Below are 15,806 nucleotides of genomic sequence, written 5' to 3'. Positions count from 1 at the left end.
TACAACATCGACAATAATTTTCAAAGGCGTTTTATCTGTTTCTTATTAGATTTCAGCCTTCTTTTATATATAACACTTCATTACATGAACTTTACTGGAAAATTATTAAGCTTAATTATTGATTTGTTACTATTAAATATTAGCTAGATTTATAACTTACAGTCTGCATTTAAAAAATTAATTTCTGTTTATTTATATAAATAGAATAAACAAAATTAATTTAAATAAACCTTTATACCGATATATAACAATTTAATAACATTATATATCCTGTCAATTTAAGGAGGAAATAAAGTATGACAACAATAAAAGGATTAGATGCAATTTTAAAAGTGGGAAATACCTTTCTTACGTTTAAAGATAAAAAACCACTTACACTTTTATTTATCGATTGGTATGAAAATCTGGTTGGTATTCGCGAGCATTATGAACCCACCTTAAAACCCAAATATATACGTTGTCCAGGGACAGGTGTGTGCCCCCTTTGTCACGTTAATCCGAGTAAATATCCGAATTTAAAGATTAAATTACGTGTATATGATCCATTAGATAATAAGATTAAGCTAGTCTCTTTAGCGAAAACTCACATTCAAAAATTACACACAGATTTTAATTTTTACATGATTGATCCTACAAAAGACTTTGTCACTATTTCTAGAAGTGGAACAGGTGCTAATGATACCACTTATTCAGCTAAACCATACCATTATACTTCAGTGGATGAAGAACCTATATTAAAGAAACCAGACTTTAATGAAATTGAAATGCTTGATATATCAACATATATAACTTCTCATAGTCCTGATGAAATCCAAGAATTTATGAATGCAGCATCAACAATATATAATTTACAGCAAGCACAGTTTCAATGTAGTTCCCCTACTCTTCCATTGGCTACTGAAGGTTTTGATGAAAAGGAACAATTGAGAACTACTAATCATAAATTACCATTTTAGAAAACAGTATGGAATTTTAATTTCTATTATTAAATATAGAAAGGGACGATTATTTCGTCCCTTTTTGAAGTAAGGAGTTGTAAATTTTGTTTTTTAAATCAAATGAATCCAATCAGGACATTTTTACACTATTAAATAGGCGCGAAGTAAAAGAAAGCACACAAAAAACTCGTATAAAAAAAAATGAGAAAAAAAAGATTACGATAAAACAAAATCAATATGTTCACGGAATTAATCATTCAGTAAAACTACCTTCAAATTACTATTTAATACATACACCTGAACAATTTGAAGAATTTATTACCAAGTATAAGGTGTATAAAACCTTACATTCGCAAGCTTATACATTTATTGATACGAAATCCACTGGTTTTAATCCTTTTAAAGACTCAATCATCTCAATTACGATTGGATTTATTGATAACAGTTTTTTTTATATACCTATTAAGCCTTTTAAACATGGATTATCACAGCATATCTCTACATTAAGTCTAGAATACACGATGAAAAAACTCTCACCACTATTAGAGAAAGATACCTTATTAATACTTAGTAACAGTAAGCAACACATTCATGCTCTATATAATTGGTGTGATTTTGACATTACATATAATATCTTTTGGGATACTGAGATAGCTGCAAGCCTATTAAATGAGAACCATCCAAAAGGTGTAAAAGAATGGTATAAAGAATATGTATTACCTCGTCTTATTTCAAATGGAACCATTTTAAATACCATTGATAGAAAAAAGTATATGATTGAAAAGACACTCTATGATCAGCTACAACATCATGTAGCTACCTACTTCGCTTGCTATGATATTTTTATGCTAAAGTCTGTATTCGAGTATCAGAAAAGAATTTTTGAAAACCCTAAATTTAATCTTGTTTCTATATATAAATTATTTAGGGAAATAGAGATGCCTTTAATAGCCGTACTTACTACCGCTGAAAGAAAAGGAATTAAAATTAGTGAAGAATTTCTAAGTAATGATGTAAAACAAATACTCCAAACGAAATTACAATCCGTAAAAAAAGAAATATTGAATTACCTAGGTTCCACTATCACATTAAATAATTGTATACACCCACCTAAGCAACAAAATAAATATAATGGCGTAAATAAATTAACAAGCACTTTGTTTAATATAAATTCTCCAGCCCATTTGGCCCAAAAACTTTATATTGATAATGCTATTCTAAAACCTATCATGGAATATGACAAAGGTTGCAAAAGTGTGATTTCCAAACTAAAAACAGATAGAAAAACGCTGATACATAATCTATCAAAGCATCCTGTAATTCCTCTAATTCTAGAATATCGTCGCTTAGTGAAATTAATAAGTTCTTTTTGTGACTCCCTACCCAAAGAACAACAAGGTACTATTGATAATAAAATCCATCCTATCTATAACTCTGTAGGAACTAAAACAGGCCGTATGAGTTGCTCGTCACCAAACCTAAAGTTGTGGGCTGCATAAAGGTGACTTTATGTGTAAGCAGATCGTTAATTCAGGGGAAACTAAGGGTAATTACCTATGTCAATCCTGAGCCAAGTCTAATAGGGATATTAGAAAGGTGCAGAGACTACTTAAATTAACCTAGAACAGGCGAAATAAGCACGAAAGCGATCCACCCTTCTACAACAGGGTGATGATATAGTCCGATACTCTTTGAAAAAAGAGAGCAAGGATAAAGAGCCTTGCATTACTACAATGACAACAAGTACCAAGTAAAGCTGATTTTATACGTATGGCCTTTAGAGCAGAAAGAGGTAGATTGTTCACCAGTATTGACTTCAGTTTACAAAACGTTGGCTGAAGTCGTTAATCTAAACCTACTCAAAACAGGGAACGCCCTCATGTAACGGTGGAGCGAATCCTGTGCTTCTAGTGACAAGAAGTGCAACGACTGCTTGTTAATTATCATCTCGATTCATAGTTAACAAAATAATGAGTCGTCTATCAACCAGAATTGATAAATCAATCGAACTCATTTATACGGTAGGCTATGGGCTTAGTAGTCACAAAATTCGCCCATTATTTGCAGGAATGCAACAGAAGGTATAGTCTAATCCGGCTCCTTTAAGGAGTGTTGAAATACCATGAAAATGGCGGTATACATACAACAAGAATTACGTTGGCTCGCAATAGTAACACAAGAACCGGTACTAATTGAAGCCTTTAAGAAAGGTTTAGATGTACATAGTCAAATCACTTGCCAAATTAAGGGATTTACTTATCACTTGTTTGAGGATATTCGAAATTATAAAAGAGAGACACTAAAAGAGACTCAGCATCATATAAAACAGCTTATAAATAAATGGTCAGATACTCCAGAATGTCTATATATCTTGAAGATATATAATATGAAGGAACTAAATAGTACTACCATTCCTACTCTAGCAAATGCTTTTGAATTGCTTAGAAAAGAAATGAAAAGCATTGTATTCGGTAAAGGGATTGCCGAATTAAAATCTCACTCAAAACAGGGAAACCTAAGTGTATAAGCATATGGTAATCCTGTGCCAAAGCGTTCATTTGAATGGCAGGTGCAGAGACTTATAGCGTTCCGCGGTTAATAAACAACCAATCTAACGAGTTCGCTTAATGTGAGAAGCAGCTTAAAATAGTTGCTAAGGTATAGTCCACTCCCTTAGGAAACTAAGGGGTTTAAGTGACCTTATATGGTATAACAGAAATCGGCTTATCTGATCAATTAAATATTACAAAAGTAGCAGCGACCTCGTTAATTAATCAATTTAAAAAACAATTACCCAACTTTTTAAGATGGGAAGCTGAAACACATAGAGAAGTTTTAACCAATGGTTATGTAAAAGATTTTTTTGGTAGAAAAAGACGTTTTAAAGAAACAATATTAAAAGCTACCAATTCTTCCACCTTTAAGAACAAAAATTCAGATTGGAGATTAGAGAAAATAAAACGGCAAAGTTGTAACTTTAAAATACAAGGAACGTCTGCGACACAAGTTAAAAAAGCCATGGTAAATTTATTTTATCCCACCCGGCCAGATGGTACAAAATGCTTAGATAGAGATGAATGGCTACAGGAGAATTTCAAATCTATACTTGAAGAGCATGATATACACATCGTATTACAGATACATGATGAATTAATCTTTGATGTACCACAAGATGTTTCCCAAGACGTTTTAAAAGAAATTTCAAACATCATGCTAAATGCCATTCCTTCTACCCATTTAGGAGTGACATTCCGTTCGGATATTCATACCTCTCCATATTGGGGTGGTACATTTTCAATCGAAGAAATTAAAGAGTTTTCTAATAGTGATGTAGATCTGAACAGATTATTTCATCAACAATTTAAACAGAAAATAAACAACTTCCTTAATTCAACGTTTTAGGTGAATTTAATAGAAAATAAATTAAACATTATAATTGCCACTTTGATCAAACGAGATAATAAAAAAACGTACACTTCTGTACGTTTTTTTATCTTTATAGTTCCTAATTATCTATACAAAAAATTGAAATACCATTTCAACTTCTGCCTCATTTGTATATTCAACCCTAGGCATGGTGCTCGGATTACCATCAATAGCTAACGATAACGGTGCAATACTAACCATTGGTGTAGGTGTTGTTAATAAAACCTTACATGCAGTTACCCATTCTACGCCATATTTCTGACGCGCCGAATCATTTAATTTCACATCAATTCTAGAAATATTTCCAAAGTTCGTTACTGACTCCCCTGTTTGCCTATTGAACCCTTTAACCGCAATACCATTACGTAACGAGTCATACGATACAATATACTTCTCTGATGCAATTGTAAGGATTTTATACGGCATTGCGCTCTTAACAAATTCAAATACATTTGGTCGTTTATCGGGCTTTCTAGTACTCATCTCAAACACTTTAATTAATTCAATATCTTTAAGTAATAATTGTCTCTTTTTACCTCCGCAATTGCTTGCTGTATCATATGGTGCAGGAGCTATATCATGAAATAATTCACCTGGAATGTCAATACAATTAAAGCATCTTTCAATAGATTCTATAATTGTAACAAAGTTTAATAATTCAAAATCTATATTTGTACGTTCTAATTCATATAATTTTTGTTCAAGCATCTCTAATTCTATTTCCAAACGACATTTTGTAATAGAGGAACAATCTGAACTAGCTATATCATCTCTCATACGCTGCATAGCATCTTCAATAGCTAAAATCTCCTCATACAAATCTCCAAATCTAATTGTCATTATCACTTCCTCCTCACTTTTTTTTCGGAGCCTTAGTAGGATCTAATGTCCAAGTGATCCAATCGCTTACATCTTTTAAAGTACTTACATGGAAGTACTCTCTACACTGTCTAAAGAAAGGAATGATAGGACTATTCCAATTCCCTGGCCCTATTTTCCCAGGTCCGTTTCTTCCAGGAAGAACTGTATATATAGTTTTCATAGGCACTAATGCATAACGATTAAATACTTTAAGGCTATTTAGCTTCCCATCAACCTGATCGTATGTAACTTCTTTATACAGGCGATGTGAAGGTTCGCTACTGCCCTCTAACTTTTGTCTATCATCTGATACAAGAATAAGAGAATTCTCTACAGGTTTACCATTTACTACACTTTTATCTATCACTTGATCAATTGAATGATAAATTGCAGACATACCAGATTCAGGGAAATCCGATCCTCGCTTAAATGTTAGCGTACCAATATCAGAAAATGCTTGTGCTAACCCTTGTACATCTACACTTTTATTCAGTAGAATTCTCCAAAAGTTCGGTCTATTATCTCCTGCTCTGTCTGTTGGATCAGCGTAGGCCACTAATGATACTTTACATGGGATTTTAGCAGCTTTAGCATAACGTTCGATTTCATTTGCTGTGGCAACCAATAAGTTTCTAACACGCCCTCCAGGTTCAAGGCCCCCTCCTTCAAACATGGATTCAGAAATATCCACAACGAAAATAATATTAACCCCTGTGACTGTAACAGGTGGTACCCACGGATCCGGTTTTGGATAAGGTAAAACTTGTGGTTTTCGTGCATAAGAAGGTCTCACGCACTCCCTTATACATTCCCTGATTTTATACATTAATGTATCCAAGTTTTCACCAGATTCAAGTCCTGATTCCATGATTACTTCACGTATAGCTTCTAATTCATCTACATATTGCCGTAAAGCATCTACTGAATATGGATGGCTATGTGCCATACCCTTACGCAAATCTTTAATCATTTTATCTATTTCTTTAACATATCTCATAATACTTTTAAGTTTAGGCATATCGATTGTAACCTCCTAACTAAATATAGTAAGCCCATTATAGGAAAAGGTGTGTCAAATGACACACCTTTGTGGTATTACCTTTTCATGTTTCTTCTCACTTTAAGCATCTTTTTCTAATACTTCCTCTTCAGCCTCCATTTGGCTTGCTAATTTACTAGCCTCAATAAACTCCTGAATTTCTTGCTTAGGAGTAAATCCCACTTTCTTTTCAATATTTTTACCATCTTTCATAAACAGAAGCGTTGGAATCGTAGTAACTTCACACAATTTAGTGATATCTAAAAATTGATCAGCGTTAACTTGAATAAATTTAATATCGTCAATTTCTTTTGACAATTCCTTAATATCCTGTGTAATCATTTTACAGGGGCCACACCAAGTAGTATAAAAATAAACTAAAACAAACCCTTCTACTATCTTTTCTTTAAATTCTTCAACTGTATTAATTTCAAACATGTTATTCCTACCTCCTGTAAAGTATTTATAAGGAAGAACGCCAATAAATTCTTTATACCGTATATTAATATAAAATAATTATATATTTGCATACATTTATGTCTACTTAATTTCCACCACAGCCGCATCCAACCTTACGAGCTACCGTATATGTATTACCGTCATTCCACTCTTGAGAAATATTTAATGCATTACGAGCAGAACTAGCCCAAACTTCTTTTTCTACATATTTTCCTTCTGCATCATGACCAGAAACCATATATTTTCGCTTGCCTAACAAATTAACCCTCTCCTTAATTACTTTTATAGAAATTACCTAAATGCTCAAAGCGAGGAACTTTTACTCCGCATACCTCAATATCCGCCATAAAAGTACTCTGAGGTTCAATCCAAGTATTTCCTTTAGCATCTTCATAAATTACCATTTCTTCATCCGTTCCTGTTTGTTTTCCCTTACCAGTAACGAGATAAATTCCACCCTTATAATATCTATAGATTTTAACTTTTTTATTATCCATATCTCCTCAACCTAAACATAATCCTCATATAAATTTATTTAATAATTTCCTTCATTTCTTTTAACCAATTTACTAACACCATTTCTATTTCCTGCAAACGTCTTATAGAAGTACTTTCAATCATTCTTTTAGATGCTTTATTGCAAATATAGAGACGTTCTTTTTCAGTATCAAATACCAAAGAAAGATGGTAATCTTGTAAACCAAGTGAAGTGGAATCATATCTTACCATTCGCTTAATGGAATGTTCGATATGTATCTCCTTTAACTTACTAGCGAGGTTTTCTCTATGCTTTTTCCACTGATCCGTTGTAAATGTATTTAATAGCATATTAAATTATCACCAACCTTAAAATCATACCCTCTAAATCTCATTTATTAACTACACTAAAATTGCTGAATCATAATCCCCTGATACAATATAATTAATCCCTGAATCATTATGAATTTTAATTATAATCACTTCGTTAATTTGATGATTTATAAATGATCCATAAGGTACCTCAATATCTTTCATTGCATCAATAACATTTTGAATCTCTTTATTCTTAACTTTCATTGCATTTTCTATTTTGTTGCTACTATTAGAAAAATGTAATGGATACTGTAAGTTTTGCTCCGTTACATTTTTTACATTTAGTTGTTTCACTAAATATTTCACATAATCTTCTGCTTTTTTAAGCCGATTCTCCATATTACGATAGCTCTTTTCCAGCTCCGCAATATAAAGATTTCTACTCATATCTGCCTCATTATTAGAAACTGATTCAGAAGCATTCTTAGCCTTTTTATTCAATTGACTTTTCCCCTCAATGTTATCTCTTACTTGCAAATGTTGTACCTCAAGCAAATCTACATGTTTCAAGGCATTATTTTCACCTTGTTCTAATTCTTTTTTTATTGCCTTTCGCAAGTAATTAAACCATTGGACCAGCCATGTGTTATCAATATGACCATTAATAATTTTGTTTTGTTCTTCCATAGAAAAATCCATGTCACAAATTTTAGCAAGTCCGGAATTAATGTCGATACTAATGGACAAATTTTCGCCACTTTGAATTAACTGTACTAATCGACTAATTTTCTTAGATAATTCCATATCGTTTACCTCTCCTATTTCATACTGGTATTATAGTAGTCGAAATATATATCAATTTAGTTGCGATTTTTTTCTATAGCAAATTTAAATATTAAACTTTCTATAATACGTACTTCCTTATGAAAAATACTGTACTATGTTTTTACATTCACATTAAAAAATCTTAAGTAGTCGGTAATTCATCTAATGGTTTATATTGAAATGCATTAGATTTTTCAGACTCTTTACCCTCTAAATTAATTGCCGTCATTTCAATTACAGATACTTTATCATTAAAAATGTTATGATCTAATTTAGCAGGTGAATGCTCAACACCTGTTAAAACTAATACACCATTTACAAAAATGTTATAAGTCTCACTATCAGGTGACGTACTATAATCAAATCTAACTTCTACTCCACTTTCCATATTATTCACAGAAGTAATAGCTGGTGGTTCAGGGGCTTCATTTCCTACGACTGTAATTGGTAAAAATACTTCATGCACCCCATTTGTAATGACTATATCTGTAGTTCCTCCACTAAGGCCTGTTACAATTCCTTCAGGGCTCACCTTTGCTATATATTTATCTTTGACAGAATAAGTAGTGCCTGTACTCGCCCAATATACATAAATTAACCAGTTATCACCAACTTCTTCTTTACCATCTGTTTGGAAAGTAATCCCTAAATAGTCACCATTTAAATTTACAATTCGATATTCATTTCGTTTATTCGTTGCTATAACTTGTAATCCTTGTGTTTCTCTATCATCACCCACACCAAAACCATTGGTAGTCTTTACTATTTCAACTGTTCGTTCTTCGTATTTATAATTACTAATGTCTACCGTTGTAATTAAACCTTTATTATTATATAAATTATCTATATCTTTAAATAACATGGCCGGACGAAGTTCAGCAGTAACATTCCTTGTAACCCCATCACTAGTTAAAGCTTCTACATTCAACTGAACTTGATCACCCGTGTTGAGATTTAAATTCTTGTGGGAAACCATTAGAAAAGCTGTTGATGATAAAGGCTCGAATTCTGTATTAAGAAAAGCATCAACTTTCTTCTGGTACTTCTTTAGAGAGTCCTCCAAAACTAACTTTGCTTCTCTATAGGAAGTCTCAATTAAAGCAGAACTTACCTCATCTCTCTTTTGCTCTAAAGTGCCTAACTTCGTTAAAATTTCTTTTGCCCTCATATTTCATCCTCCTCCCTCTTGTATCGCATTCATTATAAGGATTTACAAAATTTTTTATTTAATTTTTTGTAGAATAATTCTAGCTTTTTGTATAGTCATATTGTTTAACTTCCCAAAAGAAAAACTCTTTATTTTCAAATCTATAAAGTAATTTTTTAATGATGCTGCCCTGTTCATTATTATTTTTTAAATGCAGGATGTTCTTGAATACTTCTTGTTGCTTTAGAAACATCTTCATTCAACTCAGTTGTAGCTAGAGAGATATCTTTGGCTAAGCTAACTAACATGGTCATATATTCAACTTCTGCAAAGGATATGATAGAATTTTCACCTTTAGCATTTTTTCGAATAATAGTAGTACCATTTTCCTGCCATTCCTTAAACTTACTTTGAAAAAAAACATCTGCTTCCTCTAAGCTAAGACCTTCAGTTACTTCTTGTGTCTCACTCTTTAACTTTTTTATTAACTTATCCTCCAGCCAATCAACTTTCTTTGAATTACCACTTTTAAAATAAAAAACCGCAGAAACATTAAATTTATTTATTTTCATATTTAAATACCTCCTAGATTATAATCTTTCATCTACACCTGATCTTACTCTAAAGCTTCAATAAGTTAATTAGTTTGATATGGAATTTATCCTTACAGTTATATATTTATAGTCGTTTTACTTAACTAAAGTGTTGCGAACTTATTTCCTAATAATTAAAAATGAGCCAATATCATGGGAAGCATCTATAGGTATTGATATGATTCCTTTAAGATGAGAGGTACCTGATTTACGAATTGAAATACTTCCCTCTAAGCGCGATGCACTTGCAACATAAATAGAGCTTTTTATTTCGTCAAACATACTCTTTCTAATAATAGCTGTTCCAATAAGAGTATAGCTTGCATACTGTCTTGTTAATATTGTAGAAATTATTTGAGACATATCAGGATATACCACTAAAATATTGCTATGAATCTCCATAAATTTATAATAAGTACCATCTGCAAATGGTTCCGTATTTAATACTTTTCCAATTAACAAATTGTATGCTGAGCCGCCAATTAAATTAATATCATGATGTTTCTTTGTATCCATGTGCTCAAACACCAATACAGTACGATTATTAGAAAAATCATATATCCCACCTAATTTACAAAACAAAGGAATGTTATTATCTCGAAAAATAGTTGTAATCATTTCAGGAAGTTCACTTTCAAATTGCTCATGATAAGTTTTATATTCACCTGTCTTTAATATGACATTGTATACAATTCCATCGATCTTAATTTCTAGGTTTTCATCTAAAATAGAAATAACATCCTCCAATTTTTTATCGCAGTATATTCTATCACCATGTGGAGTCAATGCCACTTTCTTCACCTCCTAAGAAAAGCAAACTTTCAACAGCTTTGTTACTCTTTAAAGAATTTCTTTGCTTTGAATTTTGTTTAACTGAAATTTTGTTTGAATAAAACAGAATTATTACTCCTCCTTTTTCATAATAGCTATCGAAATATCCCTAAAAATAGTTGTAAGATTTTAAAAATCTAAAATGAAAATAGTTTTTTGCTAACCTTCAATTCGATACTTACAAGTGTCTTCCGTTTATCCACTCAATAAACCTATATTTTCTCCTGCCCTTTTTTAAATCCTTCTACTTTTTCCGTCGCAACCTATTAACTTCTCATAACGACAGTTAGTATGCAGATTCAACAAACAGGAGGATTTAGAAATGACAAAAGACAAATTAATAAAGCTATTATATTTCAATTTGGATAAGTTAAAGTTAAACTCATACTTTGATTCGTTACCACAATCTTACATCCTAAAATTAACCAAAAGTTTTTTCTTTGTTAATAGAGTTGGGGTGAATTAAAGTGCCTTCCCAAAGATATATTGATCTTAGAAATGATAATTTACCTGATTTGCATAACAATGTGTTATTGAAAGCATGCCAAGAGGATTCTGATTTACTCTCTGAACTTTTATATGAAAATAAAGAATTTCTCTTCTCAATAATTGCTCACTACAAAGGAAGCATTGAATCCCTAAAAAGCAAATTCAACGTTGATGAAGAGGAGTTACTTCAACACGCTTATATAGCTGTTATTACAGCTATTAGAGATTTTGATTTTAATAAAGGAATTAAGTTTACAACTTATATTTATCGGCCAATTATATGGGAAATTAATCAATTACTCTATAATGATTCTAGACTAGTACGATTAAGCCGAAGTGCAGTAGATCTACTCAAACAAATGGAGAAAGTTGAAAATGAACTAGGTTATTTCCCAAAAGCTGAAGAATTAGCAATATTACTTGATGTTACTGTAGAGCGCATTGAAAATGTTCTTCGATTCGCTTCAGAATTAACCTCTTTAAATTCACTTGAAAACTTTGAACCCGAGGATTACTCAATAGGTTATGAAAGTAAAGTAATGGATAAAATCTATGTAGAAAATCTACTTAAAAACTCCGATTTATCCGAATTTGAAACTCAAGTGATCAATCTTATTATGGATGGTAACAATAACTCACAGATAGCAAAAAAATTAAATGTCTATCCAATGACAGTTAATCGTGCTTTAAACCGCATAAAAAATAAATTAGATAACAATTTTGAGTCAAAACGTTTGTCCAAATATGAAAGTGAAATTGAACTAATTGCAGAAGAAATGTCAGAATTAAACTGTATAATGAATATAGAACAACTCAAAGATTTATTAGATGTATGTGGTTATAATATAAGCAAGTATAGCTCTCGGGTTTTATATTATATCCGCCAACAAGCTATAAGCCGCTTAGAACAGAACCTATCTGAATGCACTAACTGCTCACAATAAAAAAATTAAGAGAGTATATAATTTAAATTGATCGAAGATTAAAATTATTACTTACTATCAAATTCAATATAACTATATATAAAAATAAGCAGATTCTTTATTTGAAAGAATCTGCTTATCTATTAAAGCTCCTGAATCCACATACCGTAGCTAGGAAAAGCTGACTTTAGTTTATTAAATGTTTCATCCAGCCATGATTTAGAATTAAAATCTCCCACAACAATCCTATAGCTGTCATTACCTAAATTTTCCTCCCACAAACCATAACCAGGCAGGATTTCTTTTATTCTATTTACAGTAGCATTCTTCCATTCAGATGAATTAAAGTCACCAACGTAAATACGATAATGCTGTTTGTTCTCCTCTTCTCCCAAGAACCATTTAAGAGATTTATCGCCATTCAAACGGTTAACATCACAATTTCCAATTCCAGATACATACCCACCTGTTGTATTGTCTGCGTATTGCCATAAATCACAACTATATTTCGGCTTATTGCCATAGCGTGGAACCCATAAAAAATCAGCTTTTATATTACTTAACCCATATTTTTCATACATATGGTGGCTTACATATAAACCAACTTTCCACCCTGCCGCTTTACATGTATCAATAAATGCTTGAGATGCTGCAGCTAATTTACTTGGTCCACAACTTGCGAGTGTATCATCTTCTACATCTAACACTAAGAATCTAGCATTTGGACTAACTCGTGCCATAAAATCTTTTGCTTCCACAATTGCATCATTAACACTTACATAACACCCATATGCATATGCTGCATGCGGGACGCCATATGCTTCTAATTTTTGCACATGCTGATTATACAATTTATCACGTTTCAATGAACCATATTGCACACGACAAATAGCAAGATCTAAATTTTTCGCCGCCACAGCCCAATTAATATTATTATTCCATTTTGAAATATCAACAATATATCCCATACTTTAACCCCATCCTTCTTTAACGTAAAATATCAAATTTTTTCAAAAATCCATTCGCATAATTTGCTCCTCTACTTGCCAATAATCCTGCAGATATAATGGATATATATTTTCCATATCCATTCAAGTCAAAGAAGTTTAAATTAAAAGCAAATGCTAAAGAAATACCTACAAAAATAGATAACAGATACGTGAAACGATCTTGAATAGTTCTATTAGGTATCATGTTTTTTAGAATCTCTGTAAGAGATTCTGTTAGAATTGCTAAAATCACTAACAATGCTCCATTCTCTAGCATTGACTGTAAAAGGTCATTCATTTTCTATTCCTCCAATTTAAAATAGTGCATACCAAGTTTGCATACCAACTACACCATCAATAGATAAGAAACTAGAATTACGCTGATACTCTTTGATCTTTTCTTCTGTTTCCTTACCAAATATGCCATCAACACTCACTTTTAATGTTCTTTGAATCGCCTCTATATTCCGTCCCCTATCGCCTCGTTTTATAGGCTTTCCTGGATATGGTCGAACAGGAGGGCTTCTCATATACTCTTCTAGTTCTATGTTGATGTAATTCTTGCCTAATTGAGGTGAACCTGGCTCGATTAAAATACTTTGTCCTTCATACAATGCATGGATGTCCAGTTCTGGATTTAATTTTTTTAAACAATCTGCTTTTATACCAAATTGTGTGGTTAAAGACTGAAGCGTATCAGTTGCACGTATTGTATATAACTTTCCATTTTTGACCGATATCTGTTTAGCTATCATATTGGTTTCCTTTGTACAACTTTCAAACTCGTCTACTACATCCATAATGAATTGATTAAAGCTTTTACCTACAAATTCTAGTCCTTTAGTGGGATCACTTCTCAGCTTAGAATCTAGTACATCATGCCCTATAATATCTCGGCGAGGATTTAGTCCAAACTTATAACAAATATAAGCATGTAGCCAAACATAGCGCTTATACGAATCTACCTTATCAATTTTTTCACCGTAGCATAATTCCACTCCGATGGCAGAATTATTAGCACATGTATCATATAATGCATTACTAGTATTAACATCATAAATTACATGAAAGGCATATTCTGGTTCATGTATCACAGCAGGTATACACTCAATAATTTGTTTATCATCTACGAGAAAATGTACCGCAGTATTTGATTGATTCTGTGTACGTTGATAATAATCTACACTTTCTCTTGCTGTTAAGTTGGGATGCTCTACACCATGTGCCACAATAAATTGAACATAAATACGATTACCAGGACGCTTGGTTGATCCTTCATCCAGATAATCCGTTTCAATTTCAAATTTTTTCTTAAATCCCACATCAAGACCTCCTCATGCCTGAATAAAACGAAGAACATTAATCTCGTATTGCAATACTTGATTTGCATTATTATAAGAAGAATATTTAATGGTTTAACATTTACTAAGAATAATAAATATATTTAAAATAAAAACATATAGAGGTAGTCCTTGTTTTTAAAATAACTAATTATTCTGAATGGATTTCCAAGGAGTCACCTTATTCCGTAATACTATTGCGTCTCCTTTGTACCTCTTCTTTTAATTCTCTATTCGCAGTGGTTAATTCATGCACTTGCGTTTCCAGACTCTCATTACGAGCCGTTAATTGTCTTACTTGTACTTCTAATTGAAGGTTCGCTTTTGTTAATCTAGCAACCTCTAGAGTTAGTTCTTTCACCTGATTTTGATATGTTAACATCATATCTTTGAGTTCAATTCGAAACTGCCTTTCGTCATCAGATAAAGAATGACGGTTTGTACTTGTATCGATACTGGTGTTAGAAGTTGGTTTGTTCTTAGAAGTTAAGTAACCAAAACCTCCTGTAATAAACATGCCTAATACAGAAGCAATTGCAGAAATTAAACTATCTTTCATTAACCGTCACCTACTTTCATCAGCTTAAGATAGAGACCTGCGGCCATAAGTGCCAAAACAAAATAACTTGTACCTGTTGTAGCACTATCACTTAACCATAAGGAAACGGAAACAAATGTCCAAAATCCAATAGAAATTAACAATCCAATACTTCTAATAATCTTATTATCTGTAGCCACCCCATATAATAAGAAGAAAGATATAAATAAGCATTGCATGCCCCATAACTGTTCCGGCATAACTTGCTCCATAGTACTGTAAACAGAATTTTTAAATGTAGCAATGGGAGATAACAATAGAACTGCCCACCACAGTGCTATACTGATCAAACCAATTTCAACAAGATTGTATTTTCTCTGTTTAGGCATATATAATAGCCTCCTACTTTTAGAAATTCTCCCACCTTAGACATAACTTAATGTGAATTATTACAAGGTAAAGAGATGTTGCACATGAAATACACTCAAAATTTCCATCTCCATATATTGTCAGAGATAAAACGTATTCCTATTTCATTTATCCTTATAACTTTAGGCAGCTATCACTTTCTATCATTGAGGCTTATCTAGCTTCTTACGTAAACAAGTTAAAACAA

At 32.1% G+C, this 15,806-nt stretch carries 20 protein-coding genes; 5 read left to right on the top strand and 15 right to left on the bottom strand.

Translation table 11 applies throughout. The features are described from left to right. Positions 1-296 precede the first annotated feature (296 nt). The 4 genes from BM089_RS04500 to BM089_RS04485 all read left to right on the top strand — a co-directional run bounded on the left by BM089_RS04500 (position 297) and on the right by BM089_RS04485 (position 4,340). Positions 297-956: a hypothetical protein gene (locus tag BM089_RS04500; RefSeq protein ID WP_046945437.1), complete on the top strand. Its 660-nt coding sequence runs from the start codon at positions 297-299 to the stop codon at positions 954-956. Between the two features lie 86 nt (positions 957-1,042). Continuing rightward, positions 1,043-2,437, top strand: coding sequence for a DNA polymerase (locus BM089_RS04495; protein WP_090976106.1), 1,395 nt, complete (start codon positions 1,043-1,045; stop codon positions 2,435-2,437). 623 nt (positions 2,438-3,060) lie between these two features. After that, positions 3,061-3,465, top strand: coding sequence for a DNA polymerase I (locus BM089_RS04490; RefSeq protein WP_090976104.1), 405 nt, complete (start codon positions 3,061-3,063; stop codon positions 3,463-3,465). 167 nt (positions 3,466-3,632) lie between these two features. Next, entirely contained in the window at positions 3,633-4,340 is a 708-nt protein-coding gene (locus BM089_RS04485) for a DNA polymerase (protein WP_090976102.1), read from the top strand. Positions 4,341-4,451: 111 nt separating this feature from the next. Here BM089_RS04485 and BM089_RS04480 read toward each other — a convergent pair whose 3' ends face one another. The 10 genes from BM089_RS04480 to BM089_RS04440 all read right to left on the bottom strand — a co-directional run bounded on the left by BM089_RS04480 (position 4,452) and on the right by BM089_RS04440 (position 10,872). Further along, the gene (locus BM089_RS04480; RefSeq protein ID WP_090976100.1) at positions 4,452-5,204 is read right to left on the bottom strand and encodes a hypothetical protein; all 753 of its coding nucleotides are present in this window, start codon (positions 5,202-5,204) and stop codon (positions 4,452-4,454) included. 13 nt (positions 5,205-5,217) lie between these two features. Continuing rightward, the gene (locus BM089_RS04475; protein WP_090976098.1) at positions 5,218-6,243 is read right to left on the bottom strand and encodes a vWA domain-containing protein; all 1,026 of its coding nucleotides are present in this window, start codon (positions 6,241-6,243) and stop codon (positions 5,218-5,220) included. A 102-nt stretch (positions 6,244-6,345) separates the two neighbouring features. Next, positions 6,346-6,702: a thioredoxin family protein gene (locus BM089_RS04470; protein WP_046945443.1), complete on the bottom strand. Its 357-nt coding sequence runs from the start codon at positions 6,700-6,702 to the stop codon at positions 6,346-6,348. A gap of 106 nt (positions 6,703-6,808) precedes the next feature. Further along, positions 6,809-6,982 (bottom strand): hypothetical protein, encoded by a 174-nt coding sequence (locus BM089_RS30960; RefSeq protein ID WP_000900867.1) that lies wholly within the window; start codon positions 6,980-6,982, stop codon positions 6,809-6,811. Positions 6,983-6,995: 13 nt separating this feature from the next. Further along, positions 6,996-7,220 carry a DUF1653 domain-containing protein gene (locus tag BM089_RS04465; protein ID WP_000369000.1) on the bottom strand — a complete coding sequence of 75 codons (225 nt, stop codon included), beginning with the start codon at positions 7,218-7,220 and terminating at the stop codon, positions 6,996-6,998. Positions 7,221-7,254: 34 nt separating this feature from the next. Then, positions 7,255-7,551: a hypothetical protein gene (locus BM089_RS04460; protein WP_046945444.1), complete on the bottom strand. Its 297-nt coding sequence runs from the start codon at positions 7,549-7,551 to the stop codon at positions 7,255-7,257. Positions 7,552-7,602: 51 nt separating this feature from the next. Further along, positions 7,603-8,319 carry a hypothetical protein gene (locus BM089_RS04455; protein ID WP_090976095.1) on the bottom strand — a complete coding sequence of 239 codons (717 nt, stop codon included), beginning with the start codon at positions 8,317-8,319 and terminating at the stop codon, positions 7,603-7,605. A 163-nt stretch (positions 8,320-8,482) separates the two neighbouring features. Continuing rightward, positions 8,483-9,508 carry a hypothetical protein gene (locus tag BM089_RS04450; protein ID WP_090976093.1) on the bottom strand — a complete coding sequence of 342 codons (1,026 nt, stop codon included), beginning with the start codon at positions 9,506-9,508 and terminating at the stop codon, positions 8,483-8,485. A gap of 179 nt (positions 9,509-9,687) precedes the next feature. Next, a complete protein-coding gene (locus tag BM089_RS04445) occupies positions 9,688-10,059 on the bottom strand; it encodes a hypothetical protein (RefSeq protein WP_090976091.1) in 372 nt (123 codons plus the stop codon). 141 nt (positions 10,060-10,200) lie between these two features. Then, a complete protein-coding gene (locus tag BM089_RS04440; RefSeq protein ID WP_090976089.1) occupies positions 10,201-10,872 on the bottom strand; it encodes a hypothetical protein in 672 nt (223 codons plus the stop codon). Between the two features lie 506 nt (positions 10,873-11,378). Between BM089_RS04440 and BM089_RS04435 the strand changes: the two genes are divergently transcribed. Beyond that, a complete protein-coding gene (locus BM089_RS04435; RefSeq protein ID WP_090976086.1) occupies positions 11,379-12,344 on the top strand; it encodes a sigma-70 family RNA polymerase sigma factor in 966 nt (321 codons plus the stop codon). Positions 12,345-12,466: 122 nt separating this feature from the next. Here the strand turns inward: BM089_RS04435 and BM089_RS04430 are convergent, their stop codons facing one another. From BM089_RS04430 to BM089_RS04410, 5 genes are all read right to left on the bottom strand, one after another. Further along, positions 12,467-13,291 (bottom strand): GH25 family lysozyme, encoded by an 825-nt coding sequence (locus BM089_RS04430; protein WP_090976084.1) that lies wholly within the window; start codon positions 13,289-13,291, stop codon positions 12,467-12,469. A gap of 19 nt (positions 13,292-13,310) precedes the next feature. Next, on the bottom strand, positions 13,311-13,610 hold the full coding sequence (locus BM089_RS04425; RefSeq protein WP_000998963.1) for a hypothetical protein: 300 nt from the start codon (positions 13,608-13,610) through the stop codon (positions 13,311-13,313). A 16-nt stretch (positions 13,611-13,626) separates the two neighbouring features. Beyond that, positions 13,627-14,634, bottom strand: a complete 1,008-nt coding sequence (locus BM089_RS04420; RefSeq protein ID WP_090976082.1) for an N-acetylmuramoyl-L-alanine amidase — start codon at positions 14,632-14,634, stop codon at positions 13,627-13,629. A 199-nt stretch (positions 14,635-14,833) separates the two neighbouring features. Beyond that, the gene (locus BM089_RS04415; protein ID WP_000655296.1) at positions 14,834-15,211 is read right to left on the bottom strand and encodes a hypothetical protein; all 378 of its coding nucleotides are present in this window, start codon (positions 15,209-15,211) and stop codon (positions 14,834-14,836) included. Then, a complete protein-coding gene (locus BM089_RS04410) occupies positions 15,211-15,579 on the bottom strand; it encodes a hypothetical protein (RefSeq protein WP_090976080.1) in 369 nt (122 codons plus the stop codon). The genes BM089_RS04415 and BM089_RS04410 overlap by 1 nt, the downstream gene beginning before the upstream one ends. Positions 15,580-15,806: the final 227 nt, after the last annotated feature.

Source organism: Bacillus sp. 5mfcol3.1 (assembly GCF_900114335.1).
GTDB lineage: Bacteria > Bacillota > Bacilli > Bacillales > Bacillaceae_G > Bacillus_A > Bacillus_A thuringiensis_S.
Note: the sequence above shows the minus strand (reverse complement) of the source record. Positions and strands in the feature narration are given on the sequence as shown.